This window comes from Dysgonomonas sp. 520, from assembly GCF_010501095.1.
Lineage (GTDB): Bacteria > Bacteroidota > Bacteroidia > Bacteroidales > Dysgonomonadaceae > QVMP01.
On the sequence record NZ_QVMP01000005.1, the window covers coordinates 37,704 to 51,372 of the forward strand.

The 13,669-nt window shown below is 40.0% G+C and carries 12 protein-coding genes; 5 read left to right on the forward strand and 7 right to left on the reverse strand.

All coding sequences use genetic code 11. The annotated features are described in order from the left end of the window. Positions 1–16: 16 nt before the first annotated feature. Positions 17–1,282 carry a DUF2851 family protein gene (locus D0T56_RS03875; RefSeq protein WP_163318822.1) on the forward strand — a complete coding sequence of 422 codons (1,266 nt, stop codon included), beginning with the start codon at positions 17–19 and terminating at the stop codon, positions 1,280–1,282. Positions 1,283–1,295: 13 nt separating this feature from the next. Continuing rightward, positions 1,296–2,513: a DUF6051 family protein gene (locus tag D0T56_RS03880; protein ID WP_163318823.1), complete on the forward strand. Its 1,218-nt coding sequence runs from the start codon at positions 1,296–1,298 to the stop codon at positions 2,511–2,513. An 80-nt stretch (positions 2,514–2,593) separates the two neighbouring features. Here D0T56_RS03880 and D0T56_RS03885 read toward each other — a convergent pair whose 3' ends face one another. Next, a complete protein-coding gene (locus tag D0T56_RS03885) occupies positions 2,594–3,562 on the reverse strand; it encodes a hypothetical protein (RefSeq protein ID WP_163318824.1) in 969 nt (322 codons plus the stop codon). A gap of 302 nt (positions 3,563–3,864) precedes the next feature. Between D0T56_RS03885 and mutS the strand changes: the two genes are divergently transcribed. Next, positions 3,865–6,447, forward strand: a complete 2,583-nt coding sequence (mutS, locus tag D0T56_RS03890; protein ID WP_163318903.1) for a DNA mismatch repair protein MutS — start codon at positions 3,865–3,867, stop codon at positions 6,445–6,447. A gap of 101 nt (positions 6,448–6,548) precedes the next feature. Further along, positions 6,549–7,013 (forward strand): hypothetical protein, encoded by a 465-nt coding sequence (locus D0T56_RS03895; protein ID WP_163318825.1) that lies wholly within the window; start codon positions 6,549–6,551, stop codon positions 7,011–7,013. A 116-nt stretch (positions 7,014–7,129) separates the two neighbouring features. Here D0T56_RS03895 and D0T56_RS03900 read toward each other — a convergent pair whose 3' ends face one another. Genes D0T56_RS03900 through D0T56_RS03910 form a run of 3 tightly spaced genes read right to left on the reverse strand, consistent with a single transcriptional unit; the run spans position 7,130 to position 9,450 of the window. After that, on the reverse strand, positions 7,130–7,888 hold the full coding sequence (locus D0T56_RS03900) for a hypothetical protein (RefSeq protein WP_163318826.1): 759 nt from the start codon (positions 7,886–7,888) through the stop codon (positions 7,130–7,132). 10 nt (positions 7,889–7,898) lie between these two features. Continuing rightward, positions 7,899–8,657: a hypothetical protein gene (locus D0T56_RS03905; protein WP_163318827.1), complete on the reverse strand. Its 759-nt coding sequence runs from the start codon at positions 8,655–8,657 to the stop codon at positions 7,899–7,901. A 10-nt stretch (positions 8,658–8,667) separates the two neighbouring features. Beyond that, entirely contained in the window at positions 8,668–9,450 is a 783-nt protein-coding gene (locus D0T56_RS03910) for a hypothetical protein (RefSeq protein WP_163318828.1), read from the reverse strand. Positions 9,451–9,825: 375 nt separating this feature from the next. Here D0T56_RS03910 and D0T56_RS03915 point away from each other — a divergent pair, with 375 nt between their 5' ends. Continuing rightward, the gene (locus tag D0T56_RS03915) at positions 9,826–10,668 is read left to right on the forward strand and encodes a helix-turn-helix domain-containing protein (protein WP_163318829.1); all 843 of its coding nucleotides are present in this window, start codon (positions 9,826–9,828) and stop codon (positions 10,666–10,668) included. A 237-nt stretch (positions 10,669–10,905) separates the two neighbouring features. On the opposite strand, the gene D0T56_RS03920 is transcribed toward D0T56_RS03915, so the two are convergent. The 3 genes from D0T56_RS03920 to aroQ form a co-directional block, all read right to left on the reverse strand. After that, complete coding sequence (locus D0T56_RS03920; protein WP_163318830.1) at positions 10,906–11,550, reverse strand: O-methyltransferase; 645 nt, start codon at positions 11,548–11,550, stop codon at positions 10,906–10,908. Positions 11,551–11,634: 84 nt separating this feature from the next. Continuing rightward, positions 11,635–13,101 carry a pyruvate kinase gene (pyk, locus tag D0T56_RS03925; protein WP_163318831.1) on the reverse strand — a complete coding sequence of 489 codons (1,467 nt, stop codon included), beginning with the start codon at positions 13,099–13,101 and terminating at the stop codon, positions 11,635–11,637. Between the two features lie 11 nt (positions 13,102–13,112). After that, positions 13,113–13,553, reverse strand: coding sequence for a type II 3-dehydroquinate dehydratase (gene aroQ, locus D0T56_RS03930; protein WP_163318832.1), 441 nt, complete (start codon positions 13,551–13,553; stop codon positions 13,113–13,115). Positions 13,554–13,669 lie beyond the last annotated feature (116 nt).

Sequence of the window (13,669 nt, forward strand, 5' to 3'; positions counted from 1 at the left end):
CTAAGACATACTCGATATGGAGGATTTGTTACATTATGTATGGAAACATCGCCTGTTCGATAAAAACCTCGTCTCCACTAATGGCATTCCGTTGGAAGTATTGGATGTGGGCATGCACAATACAAATGAAGGGGCAGACTTTTTCAATGCCAAGATCAAGATAGAGGGGCAAGTCTGGGCAGGTAATATCGAAATTCATCAGAAGTCGAGCGATTGGAACAAACATACTCACAACACCAATAAGAACTACAACTCTGTTATTCTCCACATTGTAGAAAAAGCCGATTGTAAAGTATATACAGAATCGGGAAAGGAAATGCTGCAGTGCGAAATCACTTATCCCAAGCATGTAAAAGACAATATAGAATATCTGCTGTATGCCCAGGTGAGTACTCCCTGCAAGAACTACATTCAAACAATACCGTCGATACACTTGAGTGGCTGGATCAACACCCTCCTGATGGAGCGGCTTGAGCGAAAATCGAACGATATTCAAATATTGCTCAACAAATACGACAACTCGTGGGATGAGGTGTTTTATGTGCTGCTAACCAGAAGTTTCGGGTTCGGACTTAATTCAGATTCATTCGAACAACTGGCTCGGAGCCTTCCCCTCAAATACATACAGAAACAAAGGAGCGATATCCGCCAAATAGAGGCATTGCTGCTCGGACAAGCAGGTATGCTCGAAAAAGACGGCATTGAAGATGAATATTATCTCCGCCTGAAAAATGAATATCATCTGCTGAAAAACAAATATTCCCTCGTTCCGTTAGAATCGTACTTGTTCCGGAAATTGAGGATTCGCCCCGGAAGCCAACCGCATATACGAATTGCCCAACTTGCTTCGTTATTATATAAGGAAGACAAATTGTTCTCTAAAATAATCAGTTGCACTGATGTGGGGCGTATTCGCCTCATGCTTCATGAGAATGCGTCGGAATATTGGCAAACTCATTATACCTTTGGAGAAGAATCTCCCAGAAAAAGTAAATATGTGGGAGACGCCTCGTTAGATGTTCTGATCATCAATACAATTGTTCCGATCTTGTTCTCTTATGGCAAATATGTTGCTAATGAAGACTTGTGCGAGAGGGCGCTTGCTTTCCTCGAAACAATAAAGGCAGAATCGAACTCCATAGTCAGAGAATTTGCTTCGGGAGGCATACAAATACGAAACGCAGGAGAATCGCAGGCTGTGATACAACTGAAAAGGGAATATTGTGAACGGAGAAAATGTCTGTTTTGCAGAATCGGATATCATATTTTAGCTGAAAAATAAAACACTATAAGTTATGAAGTACATTGACATATTCAACAAATTGAAAAGTGCGGAAAACTATAACGATCAGGAAATTGAGATTGACGAAAACACAGTGATGAGGAATTTCAATTTCATGTCCAAGTCTCAGTCTATACTTCCCGGTGGGAAAAACAATCACGACGATTACGAATTCATCCCCTCAAACACAGAGTCGGAATACGAACCCGACATAATACAGGAGATGCTGAACAAAACCGATTCGGAAATCATGGAGAATATAAATTTCCGATATCATACCCTTTCGCCTAAGGGTGAGGACCGAGCCAAAGGCATTATTCTCATGTATCACGGGTTCAACGAGAAAACGTGGACAAAATATCTTCCCTGGGCTAAATATATAATGGAAAAGACAGGCAAAACGATAGTCATGTTCCCTATTGCATTTCACATGAACCGGGCGCCTGCCGCATGGAGCGACACCCGCGAGATGTATAAGATAAGCCAGCAACGCAAAGAACGTCACCCGAATATTATCTGCTCAAGTTTGTCGAATGTTGCTATCAGCACACGTTTGCACAACAAACCTCAACGGTTTATCTGGTCGGGATTGCAGACTTATTACGATGCTGTCGGCTTGATGGAGGAAATAAAAAGCGGAAACCATCCCACAATATCGCCTGATGCTTCGGTAGATATCTTTGCTTATTCTATCGGTTGCCTGTTGGCCGAAATATTATTGATGACAAATAAGAACGATTATTTCAGTAACTCCCGATTCGTTGCCTTTTGTGGTGGAGCTGTATTTAACCGGTTATCTCCCGTTTCGAAGTTTATCCTCGACAGCGAAGCCAATGTGAGCCTCTACTCTTATGTAGTGGAACACATCGAAAGTCACCTGAAAAGGGATGTAGTGCTAGGGCATTATCTGGGGAAGGAACATCCCGAAGGAATCAACTTTCGCAGTATGCTCGACTATAAGGTGTTTACATCGCATCGTGAAGAAAAATTAAGGGAAATGGCCGACCGCATTTTTGCCGTAGCTTTAGAGCAGGATACGGTTATCCCTCCATACGAAGTGGCAAATACATTGCTGGGAACAAAGAGGGATATACCTATCAGGATGGAGACTGTCGATTTTCCCTACAAGTATAAACATGAAGATCCGTTTCCCGCCCTCGCAAATATAGCCGATGAGGTAGACGAAGCTTTCAGCCGAACTTTTGCTCCGATTGCAGAGTTTCTGAAGTAAATAAATCCCGGTTTTTTGAAAAAAATAAAGGCTTACAAATCATCGTTGTAAGCCTTTTCCGGTTTTATATTTGTTCTGTATCAATTCCAAGTTTCAATCCAGATTTCTCCGTTAGGATTGTCTGTAACGGTGTTTTTTGTTTTAAATTCCCGCGATCTCACATTTCTCTCGCTTATTTTGTAGAAGTCTTTTTTAGAAACTTCAACCCCATTTACAAAATAGCTGGGTTCATAACCAAAGTTGGTAGTCGAAACCGAGGTGTTAGTTGTTGTAGGCGAGGACATGAAATTCAGGTCGTCATTGTTTGTTACATCATTGTTGACCGTCGTTTTATCATTGTTCTTCTTCACCGCCCTTGTTGGAAGGCTGGTTGAAGAAGCCGATTCGCGTTTTATTTTTTCAATCAATTCATCTGTTTTCAATATCGCTGTTTCCAGATTGTTGATAGATGAACTTTCTTTAGCTGTTGCGTTCTTCTTCGAGTTTGTATTTTTGGTTGTTTGGGTATTTGAAGAAGCAGTTGTTTCTTTTTTTGTTTCAGGTTTGCTTTTCGACGCTTCCAAATCTTTTTTGTTTTCGGCAGGCTCTGCGTTTTTAGCTTTAGAAGTGCTTACAACATCTTTCGTCTTTTTAGAAACGGTTACAGGTTTCACCTCTGTTTCATTTTTTGAGGAATCAACAACTACAGGGGTAGTTTTACCTTTTGTGACAAACCCGTCTGAGTTGGACGATGATGTTGCCGGAGGAGGCGTAGACGTTGTTGTTGATTTGGTAACTGTAACAGGTGTTGAGGAACCTCTGCTTGCAGTGTTGGAAGAATAATTGTTTTGTGATGATGATCCGGATTGTTTTTTAGTTCCGGAAGAACTAAAAGTTACTGTGCCGTCGTTGCGAACGCCAAATCCGTCCCCATCAAATTTCTTCTCTAGTCTAGCTTTTTCTTCTGCGCTAATGGTATTTGTTCCGCCATTTTGTTGGGCTTGTATTGTAAATGTAATACTAAAAATGGCAGCGAGGGTAAGTATTAGTCTATGTGTGTATTTGTACATTCTTCGGGATTAAAATAAAAATATGTAAGATTATATTTGTCTACAAAAGTAATAAATAGTTGTAAATTAAACTAATATAGGATGCTAAATAGTTGTAAATGATATTTAATTAAGTTTTTTAAGGGTAGTTTTACTATGTGTTTGTGTTGCATATCACTAATCATAAAAACTTTCAGACTGCAAAGGAATAAAAAATATCCGGAATCGACATATTTTTTTTAACTTTGTTTGCTCTTGAAAATAATAATTTAAATCATTTAATAATTAGCATTGTGTCAAAGAAAATAGCCGAAACCCCTTTAATGAAGCAATATCTGGAGATAAAAAGTAAGCATCCCGATGCAATTTTACTTTTTCGGGTGGGCGACTTTTACGAGACTTTTTCTCAGGATGCGATTGATGCTTCCGAAATATTGGGGATCACTTTGACCAAAAGGGCTAATGGTGCTGCACAAACTGTTGAACTGGCCGGATTTCCACATCATGCGCTGGATACTTATTTGCCGAAGCTGGTGAGGGCGGGTAAGCGTGTTGCGATATGCGATCAGCTGGAAGACCCTAAATTAACAAAAACAATAGTGAAGCGGGGTATAACAGAACTTGTTACTCCGGGGGTTTCCATCAACGATAATATTCTCAATCATAAGGAGAATAACTTTTTGTGCGCCATTCATTTCACTAAAAATATTTGTGGGATATCACTTCTCGATATTTCAACAGGCGAATTTCTTGTGGCAGAAGGAACGAAAGAATATCTGGATAAGCTATTGGGAAACTTTGCCCCGAAAGAGGTCTTGCTGGAAAGAGGAAAAAAGAAACTGTTTGAGGAATATTTCGGCTCTCGCTATTTCACCTTCGAGTTAGACGATTGGATGTTTACCGAAAATGCGGCGAACGACCGTTTGCTCAAACACTTCGAGACGAAGAATTTGAAAGGTTTTGGTGTCTCCAACCTGAACAATGGCGTCATTGCTGCGGGTACAATCTTATATTATCTTGATTCTACACAACATACTCAAATCAGCCACATAACGTCGCTGTCGCGCATCGAAGAAGATAAATACGTGCGGTTGGATAAATTTACAGTCCGCAGTCTGGAAATAATCTCCACGATGAATGATGGGGGCAAATCGCTGTTGGATATTCTCGATAAAACCATTTCCCCCATGGGGGCACGTATGCTCCGCCGTTGGTTGGTTTTCCCGTTGAAAGATGAAAAGCCGATTAACGACCGCCTGAATGTGATTGAATATCTTTTCAAGCATCCGGAGCTGAAACAACTACTTGAAGAACAGCTTTCTTTGATCGGGGATTTGGAAAGAATCATCTCGAAGGTTGCCGTGGGGCGTGTTACTCCCCGCGAAATAGTGCAGTTGAAGGTTGCCTTGAGTGCGATCGGACCAATCCGTGAAGCCTTTCTCAATTCCGATGACATCAGCCTGAAAGCCATTGGCGACAATCTGAACCCTTGCGCCGATGTGCGAGACAGGATAGAAAAGGAAATACAAAACGATCCGCCTGTTCTTCTCAATAAGGGGAATGTGATTAAAACAGGCGTAAATCAAGAACTTGACAGCCTCAGAGAGATATCCCATTCGGGCAAAGATTACCTGATGAAGATTCAACAACGAGAGATTGAAGCCACAGGAATTACTTCGTTGAAAATCAGTTTCAATAATGTTTTCGGGTATTATATCGAGGTGCGCAATACGCACAAAGACAAGGTTCCGGCAGAGTGGATAAGAAAGCAGACTCTAGTGAATGCCGAAAGATATATCACACAAGAACTTAAAGACTATGAAGAGAAAATTCTGGGTGCGGAAGAAAAAATACTGAGCCTGGAGACGGCTATTTTCAACGATCTTGTTTCAAGTCTCGATCAATATATTCAGGCAATACAACGAAATGCAAACCTGATTGCACAAACAGATTGCCTGTTGTCTTTCACAAAGGCTGCCGAAGAAAATAAATATATTCGTCCTAATGTGATCGACTCCGATGTTATAGACATCAAAAACGGTCGCCACCCCGTAATTGAAAAGCAATTGCCCCTAGGGGAGTCTTACGTTGCCAACGATGTGAAGCTCGACAGCAAATCGCAGCAGATTATTATCATCACAGGACCTAATATGGCGGGTAAGTCTGCTCTGTTAAGGCAGACTGCACTTATCACCCTTATGGCTCAGGCAGGGTGTTATGTGCCTGCCGAATCGGCAAAAATAGGCTTGGTAGACAAAATATTCACCCGTGTAGGTGCTTCGGATAATATTTCGTTGGGAGAATCTACTTTTATGGTTGAAATGAATGAAGCGGCTGATATACTGAATAATATATCGGACAGGAGCCTCATTTTGTTTGATGAACTAGGTCGTGGAACAAGTACTTATGATGGCATTTCCATTGCATGGGCAATTGTTGAGTATATTCACGAACATCCTAAGGCTAGAGCCAAAACTCTGTTTGCCACTCATTATCACGAGTTGAACGAAATGGAAAAATCCTTCAAGCGGATAAAGAATTTCAATGTCTCGGTGAAGGAGGTCGACAACAAAGTCATATTCTTACGCAAACTGGTAAAGGGTGGGAGTGAGCACAGCTTTGGTATTCATGTGGCTAAAATGGCGGGCATGCCTCAGAGTATTGTAAAAAGAGCGAATGAAATACTGAAACAATTGGAAACAGACAACCGCAAACAAGGTATTTCGAAACCAATAACGGACATTACAGAAAACAGGGAGGGTTTTCAATTGAGTTTCTTTCAGTTGGACGACCCAGTGCTGAGTCAGGTGAGAGACGAGATTCTGTCTCTTGATGTGAACAATCTCACCCCGATGGAAGCACTGAATAAGTTAAATGACATAAAAAAAATTGTAAAGGGAAAGTGAAAGTATGGTCTATATCCATCCTATTGCTTTGTATTTAAGACTTTTTATTTTAAATTTGCTACTGTTCTAAATTAATATATGTCTCAAAAAATTAAACTGTTATGAAAAAACTTAAATTTTTAGCTGGTTTTGCACTTGTTTCGGTGCTTCTGTTCTCTTGCGGAAATAAAGAAACAAAAACAACTTCGGAAGAAACAAAAGATACAACTAATGTTTCTGCCACTACTACAACTCCCGAACCTGAGGTTAAAGAAGAACCTGTTGAAGAAATCGCATTGTCGTTCACTTTGTCAAAAGATCCTTGCGGACCGGGTTCTCAGAAAGAATATCTTCACATCAAAGGAGGGAAGCCTTTTGAAGACAAAGCAAAACCTTACAAAGTGGAAGCTAAAAACACTGATAAAGGAAGTGTTAAACTAGGAAAATTTGTTGAAAAGGATGGCGTTTGCTCAATAGAAATCCTCGAAACCATGAGTAACGATGACGAAGTGTCTGTGAAAATTGTTGTGACTGATGCCAACGGTACAGAGAAAACAATTACCTACGTAATTCCTTATTGTGTATAATTGTATCTGATACAAAAAATATCGAAAGAGGCTATCGGGAGAAAAATCTTGATAGCCTCTTTTTTTGGTAGTTTATAAAAGATAAGTTTAAGCCGACGAAAGCAGGCTCATCGTTTTTATCTCATTGTGAGCCTTTTTATAATCATTTTTGAAGTTCTGAGATTTTCGCTCTTCGCTAATATCATGTTTCCCGGAGCAAATCCCGGGCGAACTACCAGATTTAGTACATCTCCGGCTTTGGCATAAGTTGCCAGAGATGTGAAAAAGGTGACAGCATCTGTTATGTTGGGTGTTATGTCCTGATAAGCTTCATACTCATCCACCAATTCATTGTTTTTCAACAAGCGTATGTGTGTTGATGTCATTTGATCACGAGTATAAGCTGCAGAATATGTTGCATACCACCTGATCTCGACAACGTGATACCCATCGGCTTTCACGGTGTAGGTAGAGGTTGGGACAGGAACATATAAACCTGCAACAGTGGCTATTTCTTGTGGCCCCAATTCGATAATTGCTTCAATTTTTCCGGTAGAAGGTATAGGTAAAGACCAGCGTGCATTTCCATCGGCATCGGAAGTCAGTATTAAGCCCTGTTGCTGTTGTCCGTCAATAAGTTGTATAGCTCCCGGCACATTGCTCACAATGGAGACTTTGCCGTTAGGAGTTGTTGTGCCTATTCCCAGACGGCCTTCATTGTCCACCACAACATCATTCTGCAATTGTGTGCCGGTTGGTGTTGCACTGTTGTCTTTCGCAGCATCAATATGCAGCGTATTCGTAGGATTTTGTGTATTAATACCTATCGATTGTGCATTTCCGAGCAATGAAAATCCACCTAAAATAAATCCTGTTATAATTATATTTTTTACCATCTGTTTAGTTTTAATCAATTTGCATTTTCTTAATCAATACTTTAGACGAAGTCCAACCTAAACTCGCTACATTAGTCATAGTACTGGGAGACTCCAATGGATATACCCACAAAGACAAGACATCCCCTGCCTTAGCTTTGGTATACAATGGCACATAAACTGTTACCGAACCATTAAAAATGGGTACGCTATACAGAAATTCGTCCATCACCACATTGTTCTTCCTTAGCTCGAAAATGGTTGTAGTCCGTTGTACGTAAGTAGGAGATGGAAGATGTTTTGCCCACCACCTTACCTCCATAGAATAAAAACCATCGGATGGTATGGTAAATTCACTTCCCGGAGCAAGTGTAGACACTCCGGTAGCAAATGTAGAGCCGGGTGTTATCCACTGTATCGGATAAACTCTTCCGCTGGGAGGCGATACATTTTGCCATGTGCCCACTCCATTTGCGTCAGATACGAGAAACTTGCCTGTGCCTTGTGTCCCGTCTTTTATTTGTATCGGGATGTCGCTCGTAACCTCCGTGTTGATTTCCATTTTAGAGGCCGGGGCAATTGTACCGATTCCGACCTTTCCGTCCGATGTGACCACAATATCATCCGACTGTTGCATTTTGGATGGCGCACCTGTGGCCGGATTTGTTTTCGATTGGGCATCTATATGAAGTAATGCTTGTGGATTTTCTGTTTTTATGCCGACTTGAGCAGAAAGGTATGATGAAAATCCCATAGATAGTATTATTGTAATGATTATCAGTCTCTTCATAACTATATTATTAATTTAAATCCATTAACAAAATCAGGACTTTGGCATTTGTCCAAGGGGTAGAACTGTTTGTGTTAGTCTCAAAGCCAGCCTGTTCGGGTGAATAGCCGGGACGCACTTTCAGAGTGAAAACATCACCTGCAACCGCATCGCTATAAAGAGGAACAAACATTGTCACGCTATTCGAATCTATCAGATTTACGTTCGTGTATCCTTCAAATTCATCCACCATAACACCATTCTTTAAAAGATAAAAATGTGTAGCGGTTGAAAGTCCTACACCGGCTCCGCCCGTATATCCTACTTCTAAATACTTTGCCCACCAGCGAATTTCAAAGGCATAATATCCCGGTATGGTTACAGTAAACGAAAAATTCGAAATCACTTCTCCTGTATAAGGAAATTTCTGTGCAGGAAAGGTTGTCAAACCAAATGCTTGCCCAAGTGTGAATGCGTCAGGCAAATCCTGCCACTTGGCATTTCCGTTGTTGTCGATCGAAGTCAAAACTTTTTCGTTGCTCTGATTCCCGTCTACAATTTTCAGCACCGATTTTGGCTTGGTCGATGTTGCTCCATCTGTCACCACCAGCTTTGTCTGAGGGGTTATTGTACCTATTCCGACATTGCCACTCTCGGTTACGATAACGTCATCACCTGTCCCGGTCGATCCGTTTGTGTCCTTTTTGGGGTCAATATGAAGTGCCCCTTGCGGATTCTCCGTATTTATCCCAACCTGAGCGTTCGCATATATGATGCCGAACACTATAAATAAAAAAAATAGCCGTTTATTCATATTCTTTCTTTAGTTCTGTATTTTGGTTTGTCTTTTCTTCGTTTTTAAGATTCTCTTATTTGTGCCTGTTTTTGTTAATCTGTTGAATATCAGTCTGTAATAATTCTGTCACTTTGTAAGTGACGGAAATGTTGTATTCGATGTATTATTGTTCCGATTATCAATGTTTTACGAGTGCCGTGTTTAACGAAAAGTTATACACAAATTGATACAGCAAATAAGTTCTACGATAATCTCTATTGACTATGCAATTAAAAATCTGGATATAAATACATTAATGAACCATTTACAGAATATCAGAAATAGCACTTTATAGAGTGTTTGTGTTCTTTTAGTTAAACACGCTCTTAAACAAATACTTAAACAACAGAAAATATGAATTTAAATGACAAGCTCGATTTTGAAAAACAGGGTCCATTAATAGAGTTTTTATCCTTCAAAGAAAACTCGGAATGGAAAACAAAAGATCATCTGTGCAGGATAGTCTTGATAAGAAAAGGCAGTCTAGAGCTCTCTTTCGACTACGATAGGAAAGCAACAATTTCTTGCTCTAAGTTATTCTTTCTTCCGCCAAATTATGGGTTGACGATCAAGGTCTTAGAGGATAGTTCGCTATTGTTGGTGACCATAAACGACGAAAATTATTTCGACAATCTGCGTATTGACGACCTAAGAATACGGAATAGAGAAAAAGAGGAAGAGCGAATATGTTTTTTGGATATGGATAATGTATTGCTGAATTACATACATTCGCTGCAAGTGTATGAAAATAACGGTATTAGAGATATATCTCTTCATATACTAAAGATAAAGGAGCTGATGTGTATTTTGAAAGCATTTTATTCGCCGGACGAATTAAATCGTTTTTTCAGCTTATATCGGAGCAACGATTTATATTTTTCGAAACAGGTGTATAACTTGTCTCAGAATATTCAAAGTGCTCGCCAGTTGGCTCAGGCACTGCATTATAGCTATTCCGGTTTCAACAAACGCTTCCGAAAGGTTTTCGGCATTTCTGCTTATTTGTGGCTCAGGCAACGCCGTGCCCGTGCAGTGTATTACGAGCTATATCATACCGATAAGAGCCTGAAACAGATATCGACAGACAACAAGTTCAATACTTTATCTCATTTCAATGAATTTTGCCACAAAATATTGGGAGACTCGCCAAGGCAAATCAGGAACAGAAGATGCAGGAAGCAAAATACTGAAATTTAAGAGCATTAAAAGAAAGTATATGAATGTTATTTTGGTATAACTTTGCCACATAAATCTTCTCTGAAAAAAGCAAGCCTCTGTCACTTACAAAGTGACAGAGGTGAGTCATTATCCGTAATCAGTTTACAAATATACGTAAACGGTTTGTTTTTCGCAATATTTACACCGATTTATTATGGTTTGATGTCAAGTGGTTGGTTTATAGGCGGGTCTGTTTGAAATATGTAGGGAAACTCTTTATTTTTTCCAGATAAGCGTCAAGCCATCTCTAATTGGAAGGATCACTTTTTCTACTCTATCGTCCTTGGCCAACATATCATTAAATTCCTGTATACCTATTGTCTGTTTGTCGGTATGATGAGGCTTTTCCAATACCTTGCCATCCCAGAGGGTATTGTCGGCGATGATTAAGCCTCCTTGCCGTACTTTATCAAAAATAATGTTGTAGTATTCAATATAGTGCCTCTTGTTTGCGTCGATGAATACAAGGTCGAATGAGCAATTTATTCTAGGGATAATTTTCATCGCATCTCCTATGTGGAGGTAGATTTTATCTTTCAGCTTCGATTTGTGAAGATGTTTCATGATGAAATCTTGCAGTTCGTCATTCACCTCAATTGTATGGATTTCTGCATCGTCCACAGCTCCTTCAGCCAGGCAGAGGGTGGCATAACCCGTATATGTGCCGATTTCGAGAATGTATTTCGGTTGGATAAGCCTGCATAGCATCTTGAGGATTTTTCCTTGCAAATGACCCGAAAGCATGCGTGGGCGCAATAGATTCACATGGGCATCTCTGTTTAAGCTTCTTAGTAAGTCTCCTTCTTCATCTATGTGCGAGAGGATATAATTTTCCAATGCTTCTTCTTTTTCTTTTTCCATAGCAATACCGATATCCTAAAAACAAATGAGATAACAACCACGGTCATCATCTCATTTGCAATATTATAAAATAATTTTTAAGTCTTACTCAACAGGTACAAAATATTTGTCACCGGCTTCAAGAACATGTCCTACTTTTTCAATTTCGAGGAAAGATAAACCGCCTTTGCCGTGAGTGAACGTTCCGCTAAGATAAACAACCAAATCTTCTTTATCTACCGAACCTTGCTCTTCAAGGGTTGCCATTGCTTTCAAGAAATATTCTTTATGTTTGTTTGTTGTGTAGCCTGTGTCTGATTGATGTCTTGCATCTACACCGTAACAAACCGAAAGTTGACGGGCAACTTCTTCGTTGCTGCAAAACGCATAAACAGGGCTTTTGCTGCGGAAAGCGGCAAGTGTGCGGGCAGTACGGCCTGTAACACTGTCTGTGATGATTGCTTTCACGCCCAACTGATTGCACGATTTAACGGCTTGTTTGCAAAGGAAAGAAGTGGTGTCGTATTCCTCGTCTTTGAATGGAACAGGAATTTCTTTTTCTTCCAGTTTAGATATTTCAGCGGCACGAGCCACGGCTGCCATTGTGCGAACAGCTTCAACAGGATATTTACCGTAAGCAGTTTCGCCACTCAACATCACTGCGTCTGTTCCGTAATATACTGCATTGGCAATATCTGTAACTTCGGCGCGTGTTGGACGTGGGTTTTCGATCATTGTGTGCAACATTTGAGTAGCTACAATAACCGGTTTTTTATATTCTACAGCTTTGCGGATAAGCAGACGTTGAATTCCCGGTATGTTTTCTTGTGGTACTTCTATACCCAAGTCTCCACGAGCAACCATCACTCCGTAAGCTGTTTGGAAAATTTCATCTATATTATCTACACCTTCTTGGTTTTCTATCTTTGCAATGATCTTGATGTTGCTATTGTGCTCATCCAGAATTTTCTGAACGTCCAATACGTCTTGTTTGTTGCGAACGAAAGAGTGCGCAATAAAGTCTGCATTGTTGCGGATAGCTATTTCAATACACTTTTTGTCTTTTTCTGTGATTGAAGGCAAGTTTACACTTACTCCGGGAATGTTCACACTTTTACGGCTACCGATTGTTCCGTTATTTTGAACTTCGCAAAGAAGATAAGCGTCTGTTTTCTCTATCACCTTAAGTGCTGTTTCACCATCGTCGATAAGGAGAACGTTACCCACAGGAACATCTTTAACGATGCTTGGGTAAGAAACTGAAATTTGCTCGTGTGTCGATTTTACGTTGATATCTCCGATCACTTTCAGTTTGTCGCCTGTTTTAACAACAATTTTTTCTCCTGATTCAGTGGCTGTTGTACGGATTTCAGGACCTTTTGTATCCATCATCAAACCAATAGTGTTGGATACAGTACGTACATTTGTGATTACATTTACAAATCCTTCCTCTGTCATGTGAGCCGAGTTCATTCTCACTACATTCATTCCTTCATTGTATAACGAACGAATAAAATCAACATCACAGCGCATGTCCGAAATTGTTGCAACAATCTTTGTTTTCTTAAACATAAAAATAGTTTTTAAATAGGTGTATTATTTGTTATGATAAAATAGTCTATTGCCAGTTTGTATGATTCCAATCCTAAACCTGCTATCGAGCCTTTGCACGCAGCGGCGATCATAGACCGGTGCCTGAATTCTTCACGGGCATGGATGTTCGATATATGTACTTCAATCACAGGGGTTACAACAGCTTTTATTGCATCGTGCAAGGCTATTGATGTATGTGTGTAGGCTCCGGCGTTCAGTACGATACCATCAAAATCGAATCCAACTTCATGAATTTTATCTATCAAAGCTCCTTCGTGGTTAGATTGATAGTAGTATAAATTGCATTTTCCTTTATATTGTTCTTGCAACGAGGTAAAGTAATCGTCGAATGATGTATGCCCGTAAACCGTTGGCTCGCGTTTGCCTAACAGATTCAGATTTGGACCATTCATTATAATTATTTTCTTCATACCTTAGTTTTGGACAATGCTTTTAGAAAAATGTTCACAAAAATAGTCATTTTTTTTAATAGACGAAATAGTTTCTTGTCTTGTTGACCGTTTAAAATTAACTAATTATGCTTCGG